Annotated in this window: 25 protein-coding genes; 16 read left to right on the plus strand and 9 right to left on the minus strand. The window is 36.5% G+C overall.

Going from position 1 to position 23,258, the window contains the following annotated elements; translation table 11 throughout:
• Positions 1-5: 5 nt before the first annotated feature.
• The 5 genes from GWK10_RS07445 to GWK10_RS07465 all read left to right on the plus strand — a co-directional run bounded on the left by GWK10_RS07445 (position 6) and on the right by GWK10_RS07465 (position 4,906).
• On the plus strand, positions 6-881 hold the full coding sequence (locus GWK10_RS07445) for an N-acyl homoserine lactonase family protein (protein ID WP_164031056.1): 876 nt from the start codon (positions 6-8) through the stop codon (positions 879-881).
• 19 nt (positions 882-900) lie between these two features.
• Positions 901-1,653 carry a Fe-S cluster assembly ATPase SufC gene (gene sufC, locus GWK10_RS07450; RefSeq protein ID WP_164031059.1) on the plus strand — a complete coding sequence of 251 codons (753 nt, stop codon included), beginning with the start codon at positions 901-903 and terminating at the stop codon, positions 1,651-1,653.
• A gap of 74 nt (positions 1,654-1,727) precedes the next feature.
• The gene (sufD, locus tag GWK10_RS07455) at positions 1,728-3,041 is read left to right on the plus strand and encodes a Fe-S cluster assembly protein SufD (RefSeq protein WP_164031064.1); all 1,314 of its coding nucleotides are present in this window, start codon (positions 1,728-1,730) and stop codon (positions 3,039-3,041) included.
• Between the two features lie 113 nt (positions 3,042-3,154).
• The gene (locus tag GWK10_RS07460; RefSeq protein ID WP_164031067.1) at positions 3,155-3,847 is read left to right on the plus strand and encodes a hypothetical protein; all 693 of its coding nucleotides are present in this window, start codon (positions 3,155-3,157) and stop codon (positions 3,845-3,847) included.
• 144 nt (positions 3,848-3,991) lie between these two features.
• Positions 3,992-4,906 (plus strand): Ppx/GppA phosphatase family protein, encoded by a 915-nt coding sequence (locus GWK10_RS07465; RefSeq protein ID WP_164031069.1) that lies wholly within the window; start codon positions 3,992-3,994, stop codon positions 4,904-4,906.
• Between the two features lie 69 nt (positions 4,907-4,975).
• Here GWK10_RS07465 and GWK10_RS18430 read toward each other — a convergent pair whose 3' ends face one another.
• Positions 4,976-5,119, minus strand: coding sequence for a hypothetical protein (locus GWK10_RS18430; RefSeq protein WP_239540727.1), 144 nt, complete (start codon positions 5,117-5,119; stop codon positions 4,976-4,978).
• Complete coding sequence (locus GWK10_RS18435) at positions 5,094-5,342, minus strand: TfoX/Sxy family protein (protein WP_239540728.1); 249 nt, start codon at positions 5,340-5,342, stop codon at positions 5,094-5,096. Before GWK10_RS18435 ends, GWK10_RS18430 begins: the two co-directional genes overlap by 26 nt.
• Positions 5,343-5,360: 18 nt before the next feature.
• Between GWK10_RS18435 and GWK10_RS07475 the strand changes: the two genes are divergently transcribed.
• From GWK10_RS07475 to GWK10_RS07515, 9 genes are all read left to right on the plus strand, one after another.
• The gene (locus GWK10_RS07475) at positions 5,361-6,575 is read left to right on the plus strand and encodes an aminotransferase class V-fold PLP-dependent enzyme (RefSeq protein WP_164031072.1); all 1,215 of its coding nucleotides are present in this window, start codon (positions 5,361-5,363) and stop codon (positions 6,573-6,575) included.
• Positions 6,576-6,690: 115 nt separating this feature from the next.
• Positions 6,691-7,764 carry a zinc metalloprotease gene (locus tag GWK10_RS07480; RefSeq protein ID WP_164031075.1) on the plus strand — a complete coding sequence of 358 codons (1,074 nt, stop codon included), beginning with the start codon at positions 6,691-6,693 and terminating at the stop codon, positions 7,762-7,764.
• 333 nt (positions 7,765-8,097) lie between these two features.
• Positions 8,098-9,057, plus strand: coding sequence for a zinc metalloprotease (locus GWK10_RS07485; protein ID WP_164031078.1), 960 nt, complete (start codon positions 8,098-8,100; stop codon positions 9,055-9,057).
• A gap of 127 nt (positions 9,058-9,184) precedes the next feature.
• Positions 9,185-10,165: a zinc metalloprotease gene (locus GWK10_RS07490; protein WP_164031081.1), complete on the plus strand. Its 981-nt coding sequence runs from the start codon at positions 9,185-9,187 to the stop codon at positions 10,163-10,165.
• A 3-nt stretch (positions 10,166-10,168) separates the two neighbouring features.
• On the plus strand, positions 10,169-10,603 hold the full coding sequence (locus GWK10_RS07495; protein ID WP_164031084.1) for a hypothetical protein: 435 nt from the start codon (positions 10,169-10,171) through the stop codon (positions 10,601-10,603).
• A gap of 40 nt (positions 10,604-10,643) precedes the next feature.
• Positions 10,644-11,066: a SufE family protein gene (locus tag GWK10_RS07500; RefSeq protein WP_164031088.1), complete on the plus strand. Its 423-nt coding sequence runs from the start codon at positions 10,644-10,646 to the stop codon at positions 11,064-11,066.
• Between the two features lies 1 nt (position 11,067).
• Positions 11,068-11,391, plus strand: a complete 324-nt coding sequence (locus GWK10_RS07505; protein ID WP_164031091.1) for an SUF system Fe-S cluster assembly protein — start codon at positions 11,068-11,070, stop codon at positions 11,389-11,391.
• Positions 11,392-11,476: 85 nt separating this feature from the next.
• On the plus strand, positions 11,477-11,986 hold the full coding sequence (locus GWK10_RS07510; protein ID WP_164031095.1) for a DUF2480 family protein: 510 nt from the start codon (positions 11,477-11,479) through the stop codon (positions 11,984-11,986).
• A gap of 111 nt (positions 11,987-12,097) precedes the next feature.
• Positions 12,098-13,018: a DUF3078 domain-containing protein gene (locus tag GWK10_RS07515; RefSeq protein ID WP_164031099.1), complete on the plus strand. Its 921-nt coding sequence runs from the start codon at positions 12,098-12,100 to the stop codon at positions 13,016-13,018.
• A gap of 104 nt (positions 13,019-13,122) precedes the next feature.
• On the opposite strand, the gene GWK10_RS07520 is transcribed toward GWK10_RS07515, so the two are convergent.
• From GWK10_RS07520 to hflX, 4 genes are all read right to left on the minus strand, one after another.
• The gene (locus tag GWK10_RS07520) at positions 13,123-13,983 is read right to left on the minus strand and encodes a bile acid:sodium symporter family protein (protein ID WP_164031102.1); all 861 of its coding nucleotides are present in this window, start codon (positions 13,981-13,983) and stop codon (positions 13,123-13,125) included.
• Between the two features lie 12 nt (positions 13,984-13,995).
• Entirely contained in the window at positions 13,996-14,778 is a 783-nt protein-coding gene (locus tag GWK10_RS07525) for a class II aldolase/adducin family protein (protein ID WP_204263102.1), read from the minus strand.
• A 52-nt stretch (positions 14,779-14,830) separates the two neighbouring features.
• Positions 14,831-15,481 carry a TetR/AcrR family transcriptional regulator gene (locus GWK10_RS07530; protein WP_164031105.1) on the minus strand — a complete coding sequence of 217 codons (651 nt, stop codon included), beginning with the start codon at positions 15,479-15,481 and terminating at the stop codon, positions 14,831-14,833.
• 96 nt (positions 15,482-15,577) lie between these two features.
• Positions 15,578-16,789 (minus strand): GTPase HflX, encoded by a 1,212-nt coding sequence (gene hflX, locus GWK10_RS07535; protein WP_164031108.1) that lies wholly within the window; start codon positions 16,787-16,789, stop codon positions 15,578-15,580.
• 154 nt (positions 16,790-16,943) lie between these two features.
• On the opposite strand from hflX, the gene GWK10_RS07540 reads away from it, so the two are divergent.
• Positions 16,944-17,912, plus strand: coding sequence for an endonuclease/exonuclease/phosphatase family protein (locus GWK10_RS07540; RefSeq protein WP_164031111.1), 969 nt, complete (start codon positions 16,944-16,946; stop codon positions 17,910-17,912).
• Positions 17,913-17,971: 59 nt separating this feature from the next.
• Here the strand turns inward: GWK10_RS07540 and GWK10_RS07545 are convergent, their stop codons facing one another.
• The 3 genes from GWK10_RS07545 to GWK10_RS07555 form a co-directional block, all read right to left on the minus strand.
• Complete coding sequence (locus GWK10_RS07545; protein WP_164031114.1) at positions 17,972-18,298, minus strand: YegP family protein; 327 nt, start codon at positions 18,296-18,298, stop codon at positions 17,972-17,974.
• Positions 18,299-18,413: 115 nt separating this feature from the next.
• Positions 18,414-18,842 (minus strand): hypothetical protein, encoded by a 429-nt coding sequence (locus GWK10_RS07550; RefSeq protein ID WP_164031118.1) that lies wholly within the window; start codon positions 18,840-18,842, stop codon positions 18,414-18,416.
• A gap of 50 nt (positions 18,843-18,892) precedes the next feature.
• A complete protein-coding gene (locus GWK10_RS07555; protein WP_164031121.1) occupies positions 18,893-20,185 on the minus strand; it encodes an aminopeptidase P family protein in 1,293 nt (430 codons plus the stop codon).
• Between the two features lie 171 nt (positions 20,186-20,356).
• Between GWK10_RS07555 and GWK10_RS07560 the strand changes: the two genes are divergently transcribed.
• Positions 20,357-23,191: a VPS10 domain-containing protein gene (locus GWK10_RS07560; protein WP_164031123.1), complete on the plus strand. Its 2,835-nt coding sequence runs from the start codon at positions 20,357-20,359 to the stop codon at positions 23,189-23,191.
• Positions 23,192-23,258: the final 67 nt, after the last annotated feature.

The raw sequence follows: 23,258 nt of genomic DNA on the forward strand, positions 1-23,258 counted from the left end.
GTCAAATGAAAAAACTCTTAATAGCCTTTAGCCTTATAGCCATAGTTGCTTGTAAGCAAAATAAAAAAGAATCTGATACAGCTGATACGACTCAAGAAAAAGCAGTAAAACCAGCGGTGAAGCTTTATGCATTTAGTGGCGGTACTGTACAGGCAAATATGCTTGAATTATTTTCACAGGATACCACTTATACAGGACAGTCGAAAACATTTGCTGATGCCTTTTATGTGATTGAGCATCCGGATGGCGTGTTAGTTTGGGATGGCGGTTTGCCAGAAGCTCTTACCACTTTAGAAGAACCATTTACCGATCCGAGCGGTGCCTTTACCGTTTCTAGAAAAGACTCCGTTAAAAATCAGTTGGCGTCAATCGGAATGAAGATTGATTCTGTAAAATATTTCTCGTTATCACATACTCATTTTGATCATACGGGACATGCCAACGCATTTAAAAATTCAACCTGGATCGTTCAAGAAGCCGAACATAGCTTTATTACAAGCGATTCAATTAAAGTACAACAAGCTGATAATTACAATGCAGTAAAAGAATTGACCAATGTAATGAAAATAGATGGCGACCATGATGTGTTTGCTGATGGATCGGTCATCATTAAATCATACCCAGGGCATACGCCAGGGCATTCAGCTTTGTACATTGATTTACCAAAAACAGGTCCAGTTTTATTAACTGGTGACCTATATCATTTTGAAGAAAACAGAGAATTTAAAAGAGTTCCTAGTTTCAATTATGATGTTGAAATGACAAAGAAAAGCATGTATGCTTTTGAAGCTTTTGCAAAAGAAAAAGGCGCACAAGTATTCATTCAACATTCACCAAACGATTTTAAGAAAATACCGGCAGCTCCGGCATATTTAGAGTAATACAGATTAAATAGACACTATGTTATCTATAAAAAACTTACACGCTAGTGTAGAAGACAAAGAAATATTAAGAGGGATTGACCTTGAGGTAAAACCAGGAGAAGTACACGCAATTATGGGGCCTAACGGCTCAGGAAAAAGTACACTTTCTTCAGTTATTGCTGGTAAGGAAGAATATGAAGTTACCGAAGGAGAAATATTTCTTCAAGGTGAAGATATTGGCGAATTAGAAGCTGATGAACGTGCACATAAAGGCATCTTTATGTCATTTCAGTATCCAGTTGAAATACCCGGGGTGACGGTTACCAACTTCTTGAAAACTGCAATCAACGAAACACGTAAAGCGCGCGGTCAGGAAGAAATGCCTGCTAAAGATATGTTGAAGATGATTCGTGAAAAATCGGAATTGTTAGAGATTGATCGCAAGTTTTTATCTCGTTCATTAAATGAAGGTTTTTCTGGTGGTGAGAAAAAGCGTAATGAGATCTTCCAAATGGCAATGTTAGAGCCAAAATTAGCCATCCTAGATGAGACCGATTCTGGTTTAGATATCGATGCCCTGCGCATTGTTGCAAACGGAGTAAACAAATTAAGAAGTAAGGATAATGCTGTTGTGGTTATTACACACTACCAGCGTTTGTTGGAATATATTGTGCCTGATTTTGTGCATGTATTATACAATGGTAAAATTGTAAAATCTGGCACAAAAGAACTAGCACTAGAGCTAGAAGAAAAAGGTTACGACTGGATTAAAGAAGAAGTTGGAGTATAATTTTAGTATGCAGTTCGCAGTAATCAGTCCGCAGTGACTGAAGACTGAAGACTGCTAACTGAAGACTGAAAAAAATGAGTTTAAAAGATAAATTAGTATCATCGTTTATAGCATTTGAAAATCAAATTGATGTAGATGCACCTGTACACAATGTTCGTACTGAGGCGATGAAGCGTTTTGAAGAAGAAGGTTTTCCTAATAAAAAGCAGGAAGCCTGGAAATATACTTCCTTAAATAGCCTATTGAAGCACGATTACAGTGTATTCCCGAAAAAGGATTCTGCTGTCGCATATGCTGATGTTAAACGCTATTTTTTACATGATATTGACACCTATAAGATTGTGTTTGTTGATGGCATTTACTCATCGCACCTTTCAGAAACTACTCATGATGGTATCGATGTTTGCTTAATGTCTTCGGCATTGACAAAAGATATGTATCGACCAATAATCGATAACTATTTTGACAAGATTGCCGAAAAAGATGGGCTATCATCTTTAAATACAGCATTTTCTAAAGAAGGCGCCTATATCTATATTCCAAAAAACAAGCTTGCAAATAAACCAATTGAGGTCGTATTCTTTTCAACAGGAAATGAATCTTCATTGATGCTTCAACCAAGAAATTTGATTGTGGTAGAAGAGAATTCACAGGTTCAAATAATCGAAAGACATCAGAGTCTAACTGATAATCCAGTATTAACGAATTCAGTTACTGAAATATTTGCCGATAAACGTGCTATTGTTGATTATTACAAGATTCAAAATGACAATAGCAATGCATCGTTAATAGACAATACATATATAGAGCAACAACGCGAAAGCAATTGTTCTGTTCACACCTTTTCCTTTGGTGGAAATTTGACCCGTAATAACCTGAACTTCTATCAAAAAGGAGAACACATTGATTCTACTTTAAAAGGAGTTACTATAATTAAGGGTAAACAACACGTTGATCATAATACCTTAGTGCATCATATAGAACCAAATTGTGAAAGCCATCAAGATTATAAAGGTATTTTCGCTGATCGTTCCACGGGTGTTTTTAATGGGAAAGTTGTGGTTGAAAAAGAAGCACAAAAAACAAATGCTTTTCAAGCAAACAACAACATTCTTATTGATGATAAAGCATCGATAAATACCAAACCTCAACTGGAGATATTTGCAGATGATGTAAAGTGTTCGCATGGTTGTACGATCGGACAGCTTGATGATAGTGCCTTATTCTATATGAAAACCCGAGGTATTCCTGAAAAAGAAGCGAGAGCCTTATTGATGTACGCCTTTTCAAATAATGTATTGGCTAGTGTTAAGATTCCTCAATTAAAATCAAGAATTACCACATTAATCGCCAAGAAATTAGGCGTTAATATTGGCTTCGATTTGTAAGAACACTTCAAAACACAACTCAACCTGTCAATGCAATTTATTTGACAGGTTTTTTTATGCCCTCATATTCTATGTAAGTTGTTATATTTGAAATGCATAACCAGACTATTAGAGTGAAAAGAAAAACAGCAAGCCATCCCAACCATAAAAAAGTCTTAGAAATTGTAGTCTGGATAACTTGCTTGATGATTATTGTTTGGGCGTTTCTTGACTTTCGCGATCAGTTCAAGGAAAATAATGCTTTTGAAGCTGCCAAAAAAGAGCTTATAGAAGAATTAGAATATAACTATTACGCCATGGTGCAAGGCGAATTACTTTACTGGCGGCCATTTTACAATCGTATTTCTAGCGACCAAGGATATCCACCTTACAGCATAAGTAAACGGGGGTTTAATAAAGAGTTTGGTCTCGGCTTTAATTATACCAGTTTCAGAGTCTATACACCAAAAAATGCTACTTGGAATGCTTTTAAAACTGCAGGATTTGTAAATCAATTAGATTTCAACACTATAAAATATATAGAGGAGTATTATACCGAGCAGGAAATTTTCAATAAACGTATGGAAGACTTTATCAAAGTACCATATGAACTTGCTCGAAATAATAAAAACCCTGCGGTATTAAACGAATACCATAAAACCGCCGGCAGTTTTTATCACAACATCTTTCTAATTAACATTAGTAAAAATAACCACCTGTTTTTGATTGAAAGCGCCTTAGAAAATCTAGGCGAAGACCTTAACAAAAATATGACTGAACTTCGTGAGCTATATACGGAATCAGCAAATGCCGAAGTTTCTAAATAATACAACAATACTTCCTTCTTCCGCTCAAGCGGGCACTCGAGATTCTGAATAATTACTAGTGGCTGATTTTCAGAATCATAGGTTAAAAAATATATCGAACTCGCCTTAATTAAATACTTTTGCAGTAATTAGAATAATAGAATTTTGCTGAAAATTGAAAAATACGGAGCGATCGATATTGGAACTAATGCGATAAGATTACTAATCGCTACGGTAATCAAAAAAGCTGGTGTTCCACCACAAATAAAAAAGACTTCTTTAGTCCGAGTTCCAATTCGCTTAGGTGTTGATGTATTTTTAAAAGGTGAAATTTCTGAGTCTAATTACAAAAGAATGAGAGATGCCATGAATGCTTTCAGTCTTTTAATGAAAACTCATTATGTAAAGCGATTTCGAGCTTGTGCCACCTCAGCAATGCGCGAAGCAAAAAATGGTAAATCAATAAGAAAAAGTATCCTAAAAGAAACAGGTATTAACATTCAGATTATTTCTGGAACAGATGAGGCCGCAATTATTGCCTCAACCGACCTCATGGATTTATTAAATACGAATAACGCATTCCTGTATGTCGATGTGGGAGGAGGAAGTACAGAGTTCACAGTATTTTCTAATAAACAGACGATTGTTTCTAAGTCATTTAAACTAGGAACAGTACGAATATTAAATGAGCAAGTGGGTGAATCTACATGGGATAATGTGAAAAAATGGATAAAAAAGAACACTAAGAATTATGAAAAAATAAGTCTTATTGGCTCCGGGGGAAACATCAATAGTATTTACAAAAACAGTAGAGAAAAATCAGGGAAACCACTTACCTATTTCTATCTATCAGAGTATTACAAAAAGCTAAAATCATACAATTACGAGCAACGTATTTTTAATTTAAAAATGAATCCGGATCGTGCTGACGTTATTGTCCCTGCGGCCAAAATTTATCTTTCATCTATGAAATGGAGCAAAGCCAAAGATATATACGTGCCTAAAATCGGACTTTCAGACGGAATTATTAAAACTCTTTATAACGAACAAGCAGCAAAAGATATTGAAGTAGTCTTTTAACTTTTAAGCCTTGGGCTTCCTTTTCTTACTAGCCTTCGCCAATGGATTAAATGCTAAGCACAGGTTTAACTAATATTCTAGATCTTCATCAAGATCAAAACCTTCAGGAGAAATAAATACATAGCCTTTCATAGGTCTACCAGTAAAATCCATTGGATGACAGCCTTCTCTTTTCATGGCTTCAGGACTAGCATCTTCTCCAATGCGCGCCATTAAAAGATCCGTTTGTCTTTTTTTTATCAAAATGAATGCCACAGCACATCTTATCATCAACCATAAAACACAAACCGCCCATCATTTTCTTCTCATAAAAATTTGATTTTTGATCTTGAAAGAATCTTCTGATTCTGTCTGCTAAAAACTCATTATACGCCATGATAATTTTATATGTAGGATAAGTTAATACTATTGAAACAATATAAAAAATGAATGCCATAACACGTATCTTTGCACCATGATTGATGTACAAAAAATAAGGAATGATTTTCCTATTCTTAGGCGAGAAGTTAATGGTAAACCTCTCGTGTATTTTGATAATGCAGCTACCTCACAAACGCCGCAACAAGTAATAGATGTTATTGTAGATTATTATTCAAACTATAATGCCAATATTCACCGTGGTGTACATGCACTAAGTCAAGAAGCGACAGATGCTTATGAACAAGCGCGCATTAAAATTCAGAAGCACTTTAACGCTGCAAAGGCACATGAGATTATTTTTACATCAGGTACTACGCATAGCATCAACCTAGTCGCAAACGGATTTGCATCTATTTTGCAGAAAGGAGATGAAATTATCGTATCAGCTTTAGAGCACCATTCAAATATTGTACCATGGCAAATGCTTTGTGAAAAAACTGGAGCTGTTTTAAAGGTCATCCCAATGAATCAAGATGGTGAATTGATGATGAATGCATATGACGATCTTCTTTCATCAAAAACAAAATTGGTTTTTACAAATCACATTTCGAATGCACTGGGTACAATCAATCCAATAGAAGAGATTATTAGAAAAGCACATACTGTAGGTGCGGCTGTTTTAATTGACGGTGCACAAGCATGTCCTCATATAAAACCTGATGTTCAAGCATTAGATGCTGACTTCTATGTAGCCTCAGCTCATAAAATATGCGGCCCTACCGGCCAAGGAATGTTATATGGTAAAGAAGAATGGTTGAATAAGCTTCCACCCTATCAAGGTGGTGGTGAAATGATCGAAGAAGTTACTTTCGAAAAAACTACTTATGCCGATCTACCTCATAAATTTGAAGCAGGGACGCCCAATATTTGTGGTGGTATCGCATTTGGTGCCGCAATAGACTATATGAATTCGATCGGTTTTGATGAAATCGCAGCTTACGAACATGAGCTATTGGAATATGCCACTGAACAATTATTAAATATCGAAGGACTGAAAATTTACGGTACTTCAAAAAATAAGACCTCTGTAATTTCATTCAATATTGAAGGTATTCACCCCTATGATATCGGCACCATTCTAGATAAATTAGGAATCGCAGTTCGAACAGGCCACCACTGTGCACAACCAATTATGGATTATTATAAAATTCCAGGAACGGTTCGTGCTTCATTCTCATTTTACAATACAAAAGAAGAAATCGATTTGTTAGTAGCTGGCGTTGAACGAGCAGTTGGTATGCTGGTCTAACCATTCCGTTGTTTATTTAAAATTCACAATTACTTACTTTTTTTAACAATTAGTTAGCGTTTCGTTATATTTTTATATATTCGGCCGATTAAAATTAACTAAAATTTAAGATTTTATGAAAAAAGTAATTCTTGGTATGGCCGCTTTGGCTTTACTGTTTGTAGCATGTAAAGACGATCAAAGCGATCTACCAGACCCCCAAGAAATTGCAGTAGATATGAGTGACTTTTATTTATATACTGATGCTGCATCAACCTCTAAAGGCGACAAAGGAAATGGTAGAGATTGCCAATCGATGAGTGTATTAAATCGAAACCTCGATGCCAACCCTGGTCTTTTCAAAAAAATGTATGACATTGAAAAACAAGTTCGTCAGTTTATTGCAGCTAAAAAACCTTCTAATCCAGGAAATGGTGGAGGTCCAGGTGGAGGTGATGACGGAGGTGGAAGCCCGGTTGATGATGGCCTAGGTTCTCTTACAATTCCTGTTGTTGTGCATGTAATCTATAGCAATAGCAATGAAAATATCTCAGATACACAAATTAGATCTCAAATAGATGTTTTAAATCGTGATTTTAATGCAACCAATAATGATGTAAACCAGGTTCCTCAGGAGTTTGCTGACCGTGTTGCTAATTCTGATATTAATTTCAGTCTAGCCCAAACTATCCGAGTATCTTCAACAAGAACTTCTTGGGGTACAAGAGATGACATGAAGTCATCAGCAAATGGAGGATCTGATGCGGTTGACCCTGCAAATTTCATGAATATTTGGGTTTGTAATATTGGCGGTGGAATTCTTGGTTACGCACAGTTTCCAGGTGGCAATGCATCCACAGACGGAATTGTCGTTTCTCCACAATATTTTGGCACAACAGGATTTGTATCCGCTCCATTTGATGGTGGTCGCACAACTACACATGAAGTGGGACACTACCTAAACCTACGACATATTTGGGGTGACGGAAGATGTAACCGTGATGATTTCGTTGCCGATACTCCAACATCTGATGCTCCTAACTATAGTTGCCCATCGTACCCAACTGTTAATTGTAGATCAAACGATATGACAATGAACTACATGGATTACGTTGATGATGCATGTATGTACATGTTCTCTGAAGGTCAGAAAGCTAGAATGCGCGCATTATTTGCCGCAGGTGGAGCAAGAGCTGATCTGGTTAACTAATTAGTTCAAGTTAAAATAAATTTCAAAGGCACCATAACTGGTGCCTTTTTATTTCTTATATCCTATGTGTTCTACTTGAAGCGCATTTAATACCAATTCATCAAAAATTCACCTCTATTAAGTATGGATATTACCAATAATATCTTTTTTTAATATATAATTAACAATTCTATATTTTTAACAGATAATCATAAAATAGGGTTTTTTCTGGCATTATCAACAATTTTATATGATTTTATAAGTTTTTTTTACACATTTATTAACAATTTGATTGTGATTTGCACAATTTTAATATCTTCGACGCGTTGAAAATTTAACTATTAATTAAGAATTATGAAAAAAATGATTCTCGGCTTCGCAGCCTTATCCCTCATGTTTACCTCTTGTGAAAAAGAAGGAGACCAAATTGTTAACGATGAAACCCTTGACGGAGAAGTAGCCTTCGCACTTGCATTAGACCAATGTGGATCTATGGGTGTATTAGAAGAAAAACTTGCCGCTGATCCTACTTTAGCCGAAAGAATGTCTGAAGTTGAAGCACATACTAAATACGCCATATCTAGCGGAATGACTCAACGACTAGTCAATGGTCAGATTGAAATACCTGTTGTTTATCATATTATTTACCGCACAGCAAGTGAAAATATCAGTGCTGCACAAATTGAATCACAAACAGTAGCCCTAAATGAAGATTTTAATCTCCAAAACCCGGGAAGAAATACAATTCCTGCTGAGTTTGCTGCTGTTGAATCTAACGTAGGTATTTCTTTTGTTACCGAGCAAGTAATACGAGTATATGACAGAAAGAGGAGCTGGAGACCTGATGATTCAATGAAGTTTGTTTCGCCAGCAGTAAATCCAGAGCAATTTTTAAACGTTTGGGTGGTAAATAACATGCCATACAGAGGCGGTAATATTTTAGGATATGCACAATTCCCTGGTGGTAACAGAGCGACAGATGGTATCGTAATGGATCATAGATTTACAGGTGAAACACAATATTCTACCGGTCGTACTGCTACTCACGAAGTAGGTCACTGGCTGAACTTACGCCATATTTGGGGCGACGGTGGTTGTGGTGCAACTGACTTTGTTGATGACACTCCTGATGCTTCTGGTAATAGCAGAGGCTGTCCAGTTTATCCTCAAAACTCATGTGGAACTAACGACATGACTATGAATTTCATGGATTATTCTGATGACCCATGTTTAAATATGTTTACCAACGGACAGACGGCTAGAATGAAGTCAGTATTTGCTGCAGGTGGTTACAGAGAGGCTATGGCGCAATAATTGCCAAAATCATACAACTTTAAAAAAGGCATTAACTAGTTAATGCCTTTTTTGTTCATTTAATTTTAACATCTTCTTCAAGCTAAAAGTAACTTTAAAAACGTATCTATTAAAATCCCTCGATATTATGAGACCTCTTTTAGTAGTACTACCGATGTTATTTATAATACTTGTATCTTGTGATAATGTCAAAAAGAAAAATGGCACAGTAAGACATGTCAAAAATGACACAAATTCTATTTCAAGAAAATGCGCCACAATGAAAGTCTTGGAAGAACATTTAGCTAAAGACTCGTTGTTCAGAAAGAGAATGCAAAACATTGAGGAAGCAACTCAACGATATATAACCTTATCAAAGACGCAAACCAATCTTGCCGAAGACACTATTACCATTCCAGTAGTTGTAAATGTTATATATAGTAATGAGGATCAAAACATAAGTGACGCCCAAATAAAATCACAAATTGATGTTCTAAACAAGGATTTCAGCAAGAAGAATATGGATATAGATCAAATACCTGAAGAATTTAAAGAGATAGCATCAAACATCAAGGTTCAATTTGATTTGCGACAAACTCAAAGAAAGTTAAGTACACGAAATTCATGGGGAACTAACGATGAAATGAAATTTTCTTCAAGCGGAGGTATTGATGTTGCCGATCCTACAGGTCACTTGAATATTTGGGTATGCAATATTGGAAGTGGAATTTTGGGCTATGCACAATTTCCAGGAGATAATCCCCTTACCGATGGAGTCGTAGTTTCTCCACAATTCTTTGGCACTACCGGTTTTGTTCAAGCCCCATTTGATAAAGGTAGAACCTTAACTCATGAAATAGGACATTGGCTTAATTTAAGGCATATTTGGGGAGATGGTGACTGTAATTCCGACGATTTTGTAAGCGACACTCCAATTTCAGATCGCCCCAATAATGGCTGTCCTGCATATCCTACAATTAATTGTGAGACTAATGACATGACAATGAATTATATGGATTATGTTGATGATGCCTGTATGTTTATGTTTACTGAAGGACAAAAAACAAGAATGAGAGCCGTTTTTGAAGCAGATGGCCCTCGTGCCTCCTTCGTTCAAAAAATGAATTGAAAAATGAAACAAATATTAAGTATTATAGTAAGCTTAGCCTTTTTTGGTGCATGTGCGCAAGAGCGACCTATAGATAAAAGTAATATACAGTTAGAATATACTTCAGAATCAAGAGGTTTTTTTCATTTAATACTGGTTGATAAAGAAACGATCAAACAATCTAGCGATTTCAACCGAAATGATGTTGATAGCAAGAAATGCACCACTAAACAGTGGAAAAAAATACAAGAGCATTTAGAAAATATTGATCTTAACAAATTAGCTACTTACAAGCCTTCTACCGAAAACCGTTTTTCCGATAGAGCAGCCCATGCAAGCCTAAAAGTAATTTATAAAGACAGTATATACGGCGAATCTTTATTCGATCATGGTAACCCCCCATCAGAATTAAAACCATTGGTTGAACTAATCTTGTCATTGGCAGAAACTGTTGAATAGCAGTAATTCTTATCGTACTTTTGCCTCAAAGTACAAGGTAATGACCATAAAAGAAATACAAGACGAGATTGTTGATGAGTTTTCTATGTTCGACGACTGGATGCAGCGCTATGAATATATGATTGATCTTGGTAAGTCTTTGCCTATTATTGACGACCAATATAAAATAGATGAAAACATCATTAAAGGTTGTCAAAGCAAAGTGTGGGTGCATGCTGAAATGGAAGATGACAAATTAAAATTCACCGCAGATAGCGATGCGATTATTACCAAGGGAATCATCGCCATTTTAATACGTGCTTTTTCTAATCAGCACCCAAAAGATATTATAGAAGCTAATACTGATTTCATAGACGAGATCGGACTAAAAGAACATCTTTCTCCTACCCGGGCAAACGGATTGGTATCGATGATCAAACAATTAAAAATGTATGCAATTGCGTATCAAACGCAATTGAATTGATATGAGTGAAGAAAAAAATACTGAAGAATTAGGAGAAAAGATCGTAAGAGTTTTAAAGACTATTTACGATCCTGAAATTCCTGTTGATATATACGAGCTAGGCCTTATTTACGATGTTTTGGTAAATGAAGATGATGAAGTTAAGATTTTAATGACCTTAACAACACCCAACTGCCCGGTTGCCGAAACATTACCAGCCGAAGTTGAAGATAAAGTAAAGTCCCTCAAAGACATTAAAGACGCCGAGGTAGAAATCACTTTTGATCCGCCGTGGAGCCAAGACCTAATGAGCGAAGAAGCGAAGCTAGAGTTGGGAATGCTTTAAGCTTCTACCTAGGTGTTTTTCGTTTGTATTTATTTTAGTAGTCTCCCCTTGAGGGGTGCTTACTCCTTTTAAATCATTTTTTTGAATGGAAAAAGAAATCATAAATAGAGTTGCGAATAGCAAATTAATAACCATCGACCTTGAGGATTTTTATCCGGAAGGAAAACGAGTATTGTTTGATATTAAAGATTGGCTTTATGAAGGTTTCGTATTGCGCGAAAAAGAGTTTAGAGCGCATGTAAAAAATCATGATTGGGGTCAATATCAAGATTTCTATGTTGCGCTTACCTGCTCTTCTGATGCCATTATTCCGGGTTGGGCCTATATGCTATTGACTATTCAACTAAGTCCTTTTGCCAAAAAAGCAGTCACCGGAGATCTTGAAACGCTTGAAACTGCTATTTACCAGGAAATCATCAGCGACCTTCCTGTAGCAGAATATCAAGACAAGCCTATTATCATTAAAGGCTGTTCTAATAAACCAGTACCAGCAAATGCTTACTTATTTCTTTCTTCAAAACTTGAGGGTATTGCAAAGTCAATAATGTATGGCGAAGCTTGCTCTTCAGTACCGCTTTACAAGAAGCGTTCATAAAATTGTTTATTTCTTCTTCATACTTCTAAAAACTTGAAAGTCAAGTGGTCTAATTTTAGATATGTAATCGTACATAAATAAATAACAAAACATAAACCTTAAAAAATCATTATGAAAAAACACCTCTTATGCGGAGTAATGCTACTGGTAGGTAGCATAACATTTGCCCAAACTGTAGAAGAACTAAAAGCGCAACAAGCGCCAAAAAAAGACTCAATTGCCAAATTACAAGGTGAGGTTGATGCCATCCAGGCAAAAATAGACGCTATGCCAGGATGGAAAACTGGTGCTTTTGGAACTATAGGTTTCAATATATCAGAATTTAGTAATTGGTACGCACAAGGGTCACCAAACGTTTCATCAGGAAATATTGGTTTTACTGTAAATGCTTTTGCCAACTTAAAAGAAGAAAAGTTCTTCTGGAGGAACTCAGCTAACGTTAATCTTGCTTGGGTTAAGTTTGATGATAAAGATGTAGTCGAAGCTGAGGAAGGCTTTAGAGAAGCAACAGACGTATTTAATATCACTTCCTTATACGGAAGAAAGTTAAGTGAAAAATGGGCCGTTTCAGGTCTTGTTGAATATCGTACTACTATACTAAATAATTTTAATGATCCAGGATATTTAGACGCTGGTATTGGTATGACATGGACGCCTATTGCGGATTTAGTAGTTGTAATTCACCCACTTAACTACAATTTTGTTTTTGCTGAAAATGACGCGGTATTCGAATCTTCGACAGGTGCAAAAATTGTAGCCGATTATACCCGTAAATTAGGTCCTGTAAGTTTAAAAAGTAATTTATCTGCGTTTCAAAGTTACGAGAATGGAGATCTTTCTAACTGGACGTGGATCAACTCGTTCGGATATACGCTTTGGAAAAAAATTGGCTTAGGATTTGATTTTGGTTTACGTAGCAATAAGCAGGAAGCTTTAAACTTTGCTTTAGCTAGCGAACCTACAACTACGTTTGATACCGTTGATAATGACCTGCAAACCTACTGGTTATTAGGATTAAATTATTCGTTTTAAAACAACAGTTATCCCCAACATAATTACTTGAATTAGTCAAAATTCATCAGAAGGCCCTTGCTGTTTTTCAAGGGTCTTTTTTATTTTAGAAATGTAAATAAGGGTTATGCCATCCTTTTCTGCGCTCTGCCGTACATGATAATAAAAAATGCAGATGCGTACATAATTAAAGTGTAAATAGCAGCTGCAATTCCGTAAGTAGTATTTTGTAATGTTACAATCGCAATGGTAATTGCCAATCCTGAATTTTGAACTCCGGATTCTACGGCAATACTGATTGACTGCGCTTTTCTTAATCGAAACGAACGTGCGATTAAATAACCTAATGATAAACTAATGACATTTAACAAAGTGGTAGGAATACCGGCTTGCTTGAAATACGGAATGATATTGGCACGCTCCTTAAAAATTAAACCTACCGTAATTAGTATAAATAAAACGGTAGAAATAATGTGTACGGTTTTTTCCATTTTTATAGCAAACCTTGTCGCCTTAGCTCTTAGCAACATTCCTATCATTACTGGTATGACCACAATAGATAATAGTTGAATAATCATTTTCATGGAGTCTAGTTCCATTTGCGCCTCTAAAGATTGAAAATGAGCTATCGAAAACCCAATAATTAAGGGTATGGTAAAAATGGTGACGATACTCGCTACAGCAGTTAAACTCACCGAAAGAGCAGTATCTCCTTTTGCTAAAAAAGCGATAATGTTAGATGTAGCGCCGCCAGGACAGGCTGCTAAAATCATAATTCCTATTGCAATTTCGCCAGGAACCTCTATTAAAGTAACTAGTGTAAACCCAATAATCGGAAGTAACACTAGCTGGTTTAGCAATCCTATTAAGATCGCTTTCGGTTCTTCTACTACGCGTTTAAAGTCTGAAATGGTTAGTGACAATCCCATTCCAAACATAATGATCATTAGGGAAATCCCAACGATTAACGAACTTAGTTCATCCATATTGGGAAGTTACTAGAATTTTTGTGATGCGCAAATGTCCTGCCACATAGGTTGAAATTGAAAATATCCGGCTAAAGGAAAACCTAATTCTTGACGTGTTTTCATTGCTATTTCATGATCTATTTCAATTAGTTTCTGACCCGTTTGCATTGCCAATAATTGTGCTTGACAACTGCGTTCCATAGTAACAAACCACCAAACAGCTTCATCGATTGAGTGACCCACAGTAATCAAGCCATGATTTTGTAAAATTGCTGCTTTATAATCTGATAAGGCTTCGGCAATGCGTTTTCCTTCATCTAATTCATTTACGACACCTGTATAATCATTGAACAAGGCATGGTCTTTATAAAAAGCACAAGCATCTTGCGTTATTGGAGCCAACTCTTGCCCTAAAGCAGAAAATGCTTTGCCGTAGACGGAATGGGAATGGGCAGCTGCAATCACATCAGGTCTTGCCTCATGAATTTGCGAATGAATTGCAAAGGCAGCTCGATTTACAGGAAGGTTTCCTTCTACAACTTCGCCCTTGTGATTAACCAATAACAAATGATCAGACACAATTTGGTTAAATGAAACCCCAAACGGATTTACCCAAAAATGGTCCTTTAACTCAGGGTCACGCACAGTAATATGACCTGCGACTCCTTCAGAAAATCCGAACTTTCCAAAAATGCGAAAAGCTCCCGTCAGTTTATGTTTTAGATACTTGCGTTCTTCTTCAATTGTGTTGAAAGTTGGAGGCATTGGAATATTGCCAGGTAACATTTCTAAAGGTGGATTTGGTACTGCCATAATATAATTTGTTTTAATTCTTTTTCATGTCCTTTCTAAAAAGGAAAATATTTTAGCTAGTGGGTAAAATCCCACCAGATTTTTTTAAATCTCTTATTTCCTGGTACTCTATGAGTCCTTTTTCTGTTAGGTAAGGTTTTAGCATAAACCAAAGCGATTGCATAGGGGATTGTTTTGCGAGATAATTGGTTTTTTCAAGATCGATCAATGATGAACTGTTTTTCCAAAACATATTTACTATCCACAGATTATGGATTAAGTAGGTATAGTCTAGCTCATCACTTTCTGGTTTTAGCCTATTTGTGCTGATATAATAGTCCACCAGTTTTCGAGCATCTTCTAAGCGTTTTGACGTTCTCACCTTGTACTTTTCTAATACCGTTGGATGAGCAACAGTCAGATATAAAATATTAGTGAAGTAAAAACGATATCGATCTTGGACGGCACAAAATTTTTGAAACATCAATTCAAAATGTTCTAGCGTGACATACTTCCCTTCTGGAACAATAATATTTTTTGAAGCGTTTAAAATCTCTTCTTGAATGGCATCAAGTAATTGTTCTTTCCTTTTAAAATGGTAGGTAAGATTGCCAGGGCTTATTTTCATTTCGTCCGCAATCTCTTTAATACTCACATTAAAAAACCCTTTTTCATTAAAAAGTTCTGTAGCGGTTTCAAGTATATGTTCTTTAGTATTCTTCAAAAAATAGTATAAAAAAACTATATTTTACTTACAATTAGTACAAACATACTAATTTTTAAATAAATGCTATACCAATCCATTTCTGAGTATATCTAGCTATTCATACTGATCATACTCTTGATACAAAAACTTGTTATAAGGAAAACGGGTAACATGAATTTCACGTACCGCACTATAAACTTGCTCCCGAAATTCTTCGAGATTCTCTTTATTAATTGCAGAAATAAATATAGCATTCTCTCCTACTTTACCCATCCAGGTTTTTTTCCAATCATCTAGCGTGTAGTGAATTTTGGTTTTTTCAGTAATTAGATCGTCTTCATCAATCGTTTCATGTTTGTAGGCATCGATTTTATTGAAAATCATCATGGTCGGTTTATCGGCTCCTTTTATCTCATCTAAAATCTCATTTACCGAAGCTATATGGTCTTCAAAATTAGGATGCGAAATATCAACTACGTGTAACAATAAGTCGGCCTCCCGAACCTCATCCAGTGTACTTTTAAAAGACTCTACTAATTGTGTAGGTAGTTTTCTAATAAACCCAACTGTATCACTTAACAAAAAAGGAAGGTTTTTTATCACCACTTTACGAACCGTGGTATCTAGGGTCGCAAACAGTTTATTTTCAGCAAATACATCACTCTTACTTATGACATTCATCAATGTACTTTTACCTACATTGGTATAACCTACCAAGGCAACACGAACTAACTGCCCACGGTTACTTCGCTGCACTGCCATTTGTTTATCGATGGTCTTCAGCTTTTTCCTAAGTAAGGATATTTTATCGCGAACGATACGTCTATCGGTCTCGATTTCGGTTTCACCAGGACCCCGCATACCAATACCCCCTTTTTGTCTTTCAAGGTGGGTCCACATACCAGCCAGTCGAGGTAACAAATATTGATATTGAGCCAGTTCAACCTGCGTTCTCGCGTAGCTAGTTTGTGCTCGTTGTGCAAAAATATCGAGTATTAAATTGGTTCGATCTATAATTTTGCATCGAAGAATACGCTCGTTATTTTTTTGTTGAGCAGGAGTAAGTTCATCATCAAAAACAACCGTGCCGATATCATTATCATGCACAAATTGCTCTACCTCTTCCATCTTTCCAGTTCCGATGAATGTTTTAGGGTTTGGCATATCCATTTTCTGGGTAAAGCGTTTTACTACTTCACCACCAGCCGTATAGGTCAAAAACTCTAATTCATCTAAATACTCTTTAGACTTTTCTTCATTTTGATCACGAGTGATCACGCCTATGAGCACCGTTTTTTCGTATCCTATTTCCTTTTTTTCGAGCATATACTTTTAATAGGTGGCAAAGGTACAAAATCGGTAGTCAGTAGCCAGTCATAGAACGGAGTTTAAGGTCTTTAATCCAAAAGTTATCATAGTACAAGCAATTGCCCTTTTCGTGTTGATAGTTTTGTATTTTAGATTTTGAAAAACTTTTGAAATGGATATTAAATCCCTAAATACACTTCCGCTTAACGATATTTATACTGTAGCTTTTTACAATTTAGAAAATCTGTTTGACACTAAAGATGACTTAAAAACCATGGATGACGATTTCCTGCCTGATGGAAAAAAAAGGTGGACTCAAGAACGTTATGAAAAGAAGCTCTTTAAACTAGGTACGGCCATTTCGAACGTCGGCTATCATAAATCAAAAAAAGCACCGACACTTGTAGGTGTTGCCGAAGTAGAAAACAAACGTGTTTTACAAGACTTGATCAAAACAAAAAACTTACAAAAACACGGCTTCGACATTGTTCATTTCGATTCACCTGATGAGCGGGGTATGGATGTTGGCTTGCTCTACCAAAAAAAACATTTTGAGGTTGAAACGACCAAAATGTATCCACTTATGCTCGAGGACGAATATGGTGAACGCGACTATACGCGCGATGTATTGTTGGTTTCGGGAAAATTAAACGGCGAACTAATTCATGTACTGGTTAATCATTGGCCGTCCCGTAGAGATGGTTCTGATGTAACTCAACCTAAACGCATTGCTGCTGCACAATTAGTGCAACAAATTGTGAGTGAGATTTATCAGATATATAAGGATGCCAAAATCATTATTATGGGTGATTTTAATGACGATCCTCACAGTCCTAGTATCAAAGATCATTTAATGAGTCCTCAGCTTTACAATCCAATGGAGACGCTTCTTTCTTTTACTAAAGGTAGTCTGAGTTATAAGGGCAATTGGAATATTTTTGATCAGATAATCTTTACACACAACTTTTTCAAAAAAGAAAACGACGGCCATACTTTTGCGCATGCCGACGTTTTCGATGATAAGTTTTTAAAAGTCTATGAAGGTCGCCACAAAGGCATTCCGTATAGAACTTATGCTGGTAAAAAATACCTAGGCGGTTATAGTGATCACTTTCCTGTTTATATTCAGTTGAAGAAATAATTGTCAAAAATCATATTATTGAAATAGGTCTTCCTGAACACTTGCGGCTCGACTAGGCACTAAGTTAAATCCTCTATTGTCGCTGCTGGCGCGTTTGTCATCACCGATCGTATCCCATTTTCACAAGCCTGTTTACTTGAATAAGTTTCACTCGTACCTATAACACGACCATTACTCGCTTTTAAGTTGAAATAAGGTTCGCCATTTTTAGCAACAAGACGCACATATCGACGATCTTTATCAGAATTCATTTTCACAGAATCGATTCCGTTTTTACAGCTTGCCCGAACAACATAGCCTTCACTCTTAAGAATGTTTTCTCCGTTTGATGCTTTCAGTCTAAAGCGAAACTCCCCGCCTTTGTCTTTGTACATTTCAAATTTCATCTCTGTTTGTTTATGATTAATAGATTACAAAGATGATGCAGGCAATCCAGAAATTATGAAGTGTATTTGCCCAAATGTACAGGGGATTAATCCTATTAATTTAGTAGATTTTTCCCTAATTAATTCGTTTATATTCAAGCCCAGGACCATCACAAGCATTCCAGGTACCATATAGTGTAGTACCATCTTCAGTGGCGCCTAAGTGCTCTGTAAGGTCTCCACTGCAGCTTGCTCTTAGAGTATTGCTTTCGTTGTAGGTTAGTACTACAATGTTCCCACTTTCAGGATCTGCTGGAGTAAAAGTCCCCGATGCAGAAGTAGTAGCCCCGTCTCTAACCCTCGTCTTTACAAATTTCCTATTAATTTTAAAAACAATGGTTTCTTGCCAAGCCATATCACTGCCTGTAGTCTCTGAATTGGCTATTGATCCAGTCATACGAACCAATTGCCAGGTTTGTGGCAATTCCTCGTTAAGTAATGTATCATTATCATTACAGGAACATAAAATAAGTAATCCGAAAAGCAAAACAAGGTAGTTTTTCATGTCAAGACCTTTTCTCTATGATAGAAAATTACTAATATGGTTGCGTTCCTCTAGGAATTCATTAACTCTTCTATTTCATCAGTCTCGATCGGAATATTACGCATCAAGTTAAATGGCGCTCCGCTTTCTTGAACGACCACATTATCTTCAAGGCGAATACCGAAACCTTCATCGGGAATATAAATACCAGGCTCCACCGTAAAAACCATATTAGCCTGCATTGGTTCATGTAGCAAACCATAATCATGAGTATCTAAACCCATATGGTGTGACGTGCCATGCATAAAGTACTTTTTGTAAGCGGGCCAATCTTTATTTTCATTTTTAACATCGGCTTTATCTAATAAGCCTAAACCCAATAATTCGCTAGTCATTAGTTTACCAACTTCAACATGATATTGCTCCCACAATACTCCAGGAACCAACATTTTTGTCGCTTCATTTTTTACTCGCAATACAGCATTATAAACAGCTTTTTGTCTGTCAGTATATCGACCAGAAACGGGGATAGTTCTAGACATATCACTACTGTAATTGGCATATTCTGCAGCGACATCCATCAAGATCAATTCACCTGCTTTACACTGTTGATTGTTCTCTATATAGTGCAGTACATTCGCATTATTGCCTGAAGCTATAATTGGCGTATATGCAAACTTTTTAGATCGATTTCTTATAAATTCATGCAATAATTCTGCTTCTATTTCATATTCCCAAACATCTGGTTTTACAAAACCAAGTAAGCGTCTAAATCCCTTTTCCGTAATATCACAAGCTTGTTGAATCAGACCGATTTCTATTTGATCCTTAACCGATCGCAAGCGTTGTAAAATGGGATTACTCTTTAAAACAGTATGAGCCGGATATTTCTGTTTACTCCACTTGATGAATCGATCCTCACGGGTTTCCGTTTCCACAGATGCTCGGTAATGTTCATTAGTATTATAGTAGATCGCATCTGCGTAACTCATCATTTCAAAAAACACCTTCTCAAAATCCTGCAGCCAAAAAACCGATTGTACACCAGTGGTCTCAAGCGCCTTCTCCTTAGTTAGTTTTTCTCCTTCCCATATCGCAATATGTTCGTTGGTTTCTCTTAAAAAAAGCACTTCTTTAAACTTGTCTTTAGGTGAATCTGGAAATAACACTAAAACACTTTCCTCCTGATCTACACCACTTAAATAAAAAATATCCCGATGCTGCTCGAATGGCATAGTGCTATCTGCGCTTATTGGATAAATATCATTACTATTAAAAACCGCCAGGCTATTTGGCTTCATTTTGGCCATAAGGTTCTTACGATTCTTAACAAATAGATCAGAGTTTATAGGATGGTATTTCATTTTCGTGATGAATTATTTAAGAGTGATTATTGAATAATTTTCTAGTTGAGAAAATTAATAATGCTGTTCTTCAAAAATACGACATCAACGGTATATGCTGTTAAAGTTAAATCGTCGATTTTGCCTTAAACATCATAATTGATACCTTCACGATACTAATTCACACCAAAAATGAAACAACTAATTCTAGTTCTGGCGCTAGCTGGCCTTTCTTTCAGTTATTCCCAAACCACCTCATCGGCTGCTGAGGTCATACAATCGTTAGAAACCAAACGTCAAATGCAAACGAGCTCTATCGTTAAAAATGTATCTTTTGATAATATTGGTCCTACGGTAATGAGCGGTCGTGTTGTTGATCTTGCAGTCAACCCAAAAAATCCAACTGAATTTTATGTGGGCTACGCTTCGGGTGGTCTATGGCATACTAAAAACAACGGTACTTCCTTCACACCTATTTTAGATTCCTCTGACACTCAAAATGTAGGCGATATTGCCATTGATTGGAATAGCAGAACTATATGGGTTGGTACGGGTGAGAATAACTCTTCTCGATCTTCGTATGCCGGAATTGGCATTTTAAAGTCAACCGATAACGGAAAGACTTGGCAAAATATGGGGTTAAACGATTCGCACCATATAGGTCGAATTATTATCCATAAAAATAATCCGGAAGAAGTAGTTGTGGGCGTTACTGGACATTTATACACACCGAACAAAGAACGCGGTATTTACAAAACAACCGATGGTGGTAAAACGTGGAAACAAACTTTGTTTGTTGATGATGCCAGCGGAATTATCGATGTTTCTGTATCGCCATCCAATCCTGACATTATGTTTGCTTCATCTTGGACAAAAGACAGAAAAGCTTGGAATTTTGATGGTAGCGGTAACAACTCCGGTATTTATAAAAGTACCGATGGCGGGGATAGTTGGACAAAAATGTCAGTTGATGGTAGCGGCTTCCCAACTGGAAATGGCGTCGGTCGCATCGGACTTGCTGCTTTTAATGATAATGTGATTTATGCAATCCATGATAGTCAATTCCGTAGAGAGAAAAAGAAAGAAGAAAGCAAAAAACGTGGTCTTACAAAAGACGATTTTAAAACCATGACGACGGATGCTTTCTTAGCACTAGAAGACAAAAAACTAAATACGTTTTTAAAGCAAAACAACTTTCAAGAAAAATACCGTGCTCAGAATGTTAAGCAAATGGTACGAAGTGGAAATGTAAAACCAATCGACCTTGCTAAATATTTAGAAGACGCTAACAGCCTATTATTTGACACGCCGGTAATTGGAACGGAAGTATATAAAAGCACCGATGGCGGTAAAAGCTGGAAAAAAACGCATGACGATTATTTAGATGGCATCTACTTTAGTTATGGCTATTATTTTGGTCATATCTATGTCGATCCTAGTGACGAAAATGGGATTTACATTTACGGTGTACCCATTCTAACTTCAAAAGATGGGGGTAAAACCTTTAAATCGATAGGAAAAGAAAATGTACATGCCGACCATCATGCTTTATGGATTAATCCGAACATGCCAGGGCATTTAATCAATGGAAATGATGGTGGTGTTAACATTACTTACGATGATGGTGAAACCTGGATCAAAAATAACTCCCCTTCCGTAGGTCAATTTTATGCAATTAATGTCGACAATGAGGAGCCCTATAATGTCTATGGTGGCTTACAAGATAATGGTGTTTGGATGGGCGCTCATGACGCTTCAGAAAACAGAGCATGGCATCAATCGGGGCAATATCCTTGGAAAAGTATCATGGGTGGTGACGGCATGCAAGTGCAGATCGATAATCGAAATAGTAATGTTGTATATACCGGATTTCAATTCGGAAATTACTTTAGAGTCGATGTTGAAAAGAACAAACGGACTTATATTCAACCGAAACATACTTTAGGGGAAAATCCTTACCGGTTTAATTGGCAAACACCTATTTTATTGTCTCCACATAATCAGGATATTCTGTATTTAGGTGGTAACAAACTAATGCGATCAATGAATCAAGGTGATGACTGGGAAGCCATTTCTGATGACTTAACAGGTGGTGGTAAAAAAGGAAACGTGGCTTATGGTACGCTTGCAACAATTTCTGAATCGCCATTTAAATTCGGTCTTATTTATACAGGTAGTGATGATGGCCATATTCATATTACCAAAAATGCTGGTGGAAGTTGGGAAAACATCTCAACCTCTCTTCCTAAAGATTTATGGGTAAGTCGGGTTGAAGCATCTAACCATAAAAAAGAACGTGTATATGCCAGCTTAAACGGTTATCGAAATGATGATTTCAAACCGTATGTGTATATGAGTAATGACTATGGAAAGACATGGAAAGACATTGGAGTTAAGTTACCACATTCACCTGTAAATGTTATTAAAGAGGATCCTGTCAGTGAAAACATTCTTTATGTCGGGACGGATAACGGACTTTATGTTTCATTCGATATGGGCAGTAATTGGGAAGCATTCTCTAAAGGATTACCCAACGTTGCATTTCATGATCTAGTTGTTCAAAAAGAAGCGAAGCATTTAGTGGTTGGCACACATGGACGTAGTATTTATAGAACTGATATTGCACCACTGCAAAAAATGAGTAGCTCGATTATGAATAGCCCTATGACAGTTTTTGATCTAGAAGATGTAAAACATTCTTTCCGATGGGGTGGTTCTTGGAGCAAGTGGCTGGATCCTTACGTGCCAGAAATGAGCTTTTCATTTTACACTAATTCAGCAAAAGATGTCACGGTAAAAGTACTCTCAGAAAAAGGCATTGTAATTAATGAAATTCCCTTTAAAGCCGACAAAGGCTTTAATTACGGATCGTATGACTTAAGTTTCTCTGAAAAAGGTCGAAAAGCATATACAAAAAAGAACAAGGATTTTGTTTTAAAGGAAGCTACAAATGGTGCTTATTATTTGCTTAAAGGGAAATATGCCATCGAGATAGATGGGAAAAAGAAAAGTTTCAATGTAAAATAGCGTAAAATCTTATATCTTGAAGTAAAATTTCAAGTGATGCGTAATAATAGGATATTTTTTGGTCTTC

Origin of the sequence: Spongiivirga citrea (genome assembly GCF_010671565.1) — a bacterium.
In the GTDB taxonomy this organism is placed as follows: Bacteria; Bacteroidota; Bacteroidia; order Flavobacteriales; family Flavobacteriaceae; genus Spongiivirga; species Spongiivirga citrea.

Coding starts and splice junctions, on each gene's coding strand:
- GWK10_RS07495 (WP_164031084.1), top strand. CDS start 10,169: ATGAAACAAATATTAAGTATTATAGTAAGCTTAGCCTTTTTTGGTGCA.
- GWK10_RS07505 (WP_164031091.1), top strand. CDS start 11,068: ATGAGTGAAGAAAAAAATACTGAAGAATTAGGAGAAAAGATCGTAAGA.
- sufC (WP_164031059.1), top strand. CDS start 901: ATGTTATCTATAAAAAACTTACACGCTAGTGTAGAAGACAAAGAAATA.
- hflX (WP_164031108.1), bottom strand. CDS start 16,789: ATGCTCGAAAAAAAGGAAATAGGATACGAAAAAACGGTGCTCATAGGC.
- GWK10_RS07500 (WP_164031088.1), top strand. CDS start 10,644: ATGACCATAAAAGAAATACAAGACGAGATTGTTGATGAGTTTTCTATG.
- GWK10_RS07545 (WP_164031114.1), bottom strand. CDS start 18,298: ATGAAATTTGAAATGTACAAAGACAAAGGCGGGGAGTTTCGCTTTAGA.
- GWK10_RS07490 (WP_164031081.1), top strand. CDS start 9,185: ATGAGACCTCTTTTAGTAGTACTACCGATGTTATTTATAATACTTGTA.
- GWK10_RS07550 (WP_164031118.1), bottom strand. CDS start 18,842: ATGAAAAACTACCTTGTTTTGCTTTTCGGATTACTTATTTTATGTTCC.
- GWK10_RS18435 (WP_239540728.1), bottom strand. CDS start 5,342: ATGGCATTCATTTTTTATATTGTTTCAATAGTATTAACTTATCCTACA.
- sufD (WP_164031064.1), top strand. CDS start 1,728: ATGAGTTTAAAAGATAAATTAGTATCATCGTTTATAGCATTTGAAAAT.
- GWK10_RS07445 (WP_164031056.1), top strand. CDS start 6: ATGAAAAAACTCTTAATAGCCTTTAGCCTTATAGCCATAGTTGCTTGT.
- GWK10_RS07540 (WP_164031111.1), top strand. CDS start 16,944: ATGGATATTAAATCCCTAAATACACTTCCGCTTAACGATATTTATACT.
- GWK10_RS07520 (WP_164031102.1), bottom strand. CDS start 13,983: ATGGATGAACTAAGTTCGTTAATCGTTGGGATTTCCCTAATGATCATT.
- GWK10_RS07510 (WP_164031095.1), top strand. CDS start 11,477: ATGGAAAAAGAAATCATAAATAGAGTTGCGAATAGCAAATTAATAACC.
- GWK10_RS18430 (WP_239540727.1), bottom strand. CDS start 5,119: ATGGCGCGCATTGGAGAAGATGCTAGTCCTGAAGCCATGAAAAGAGAA.
- GWK10_RS07485 (WP_164031078.1), top strand. CDS start 8,098: ATGAAAAAAATGATTCTCGGCTTCGCAGCCTTATCCCTCATGTTTACC.
- GWK10_RS07525 (WP_204263102.1), bottom strand. CDS start 14,778: ATGGCAGTACCAAATCCACCTTTAGAAATGTTACCTGGCAATATTCCA.
- GWK10_RS07555 (WP_164031121.1), bottom strand. CDS start 20,185: ATGAAATACCATCCTATAAACTCTGATCTATTTGTTAAGAATCGTAAG.
- GWK10_RS07515 (WP_164031099.1), top strand. CDS start 12,098: ATGAAAAAACACCTCTTATGCGGAGTAATGCTACTGGTAGGTAGCATA.
- GWK10_RS07475 (WP_164031072.1), top strand. CDS start 5,361: ATGATTGATGTACAAAAAATAAGGAATGATTTTCCTATTCTTAGGCGA.
- GWK10_RS07480 (WP_164031075.1), top strand. CDS start 6,691: ATGAAAAAAGTAATTCTTGGTATGGCCGCTTTGGCTTTACTGTTTGTA.
- GWK10_RS07560 (WP_164031123.1), top strand. CDS start 20,357: ATGAAACAACTAATTCTAGTTCTGGCGCTAGCTGGCCTTTCTTTCAGT.